The organism is Vibrio sp. 03_296 (assembly GCF_002265885.1).
Genome location: NZ_NPKW01000817.1, coordinates 1 through 712, shown reverse-complemented (window position 1 = coordinate 712; position 712 = coordinate 1). Strand labels below are relative to the sequence as shown.

At 45.9% G+C, this 712-nt stretch carries 1 pseudogene; it reads right to left on the bottom strand.

Annotation, left to right across the window (positions count from 1 at the left end):
- Nucleotides 1-334 (bottom strand): annotated as a pseudogene (locus CIK04_RS28115) (hypothetical protein); the annotation flags it as partial.
- Nucleotides 335-712: the final 378 nt, after the last annotated feature.

Genomic DNA, 712 nt, shown 5'->3' with positions numbered 1-712 from the left:
TCTGGTTGTATCTGACCATACAGATCCCAACCGTGAGTGAGTCCCATTAAGCCCCAGCGGCACGCGAAAGCCAAAGTCATCATTCCACTCAGCCCAGCCACCTACGCCAACATACCAAGTCACAGGGATATCTTGATTAAACGTGCCTTTTTTCGCGAGGTAATCCAATGCTAAACCATCATTACCAATCACCCCTCGGTACTGCTGATTCAATTCAATCACGACACTTAACTGCTGGTCCACTGCCATACCGACAGCAAGGTCGGTCTTTTGTTCTGCAGCTAGAGTAGCGAAAGGAAATAAACAAAGAGAAGCCACATAACCACTTTTTCATCTAAAACGTCCTATTAATAAAAAAAACAAAAGCTGTAAACAATCGACCACAGATCAGGTTTTGCGTTGCTCTGCAATAGCAGTGATGCAATTTTGTCCGTATAGCCATTACGCCATGTCAGCCAACGGTTAGCCCTACGATAATTCGTTGCRAATGAGGGTGTGAAGATTGAGGGAAGGATGCAGCCAAATGACTTGAGTAGCAGATAAGCGGCAAATGAATGAATCCCCTTGAGTACAGATACACGATGTGATGGTGCCTGGCTGGCGATTCCATAAACGAACGTAGCTTGCATCGCTGTAGCTTCAAGTCGGGAGGGACAATAAAAAGGAGGCCTCAGCCTCCTTTTGTCAATCAATGAGTGTTAGGGATTAACCG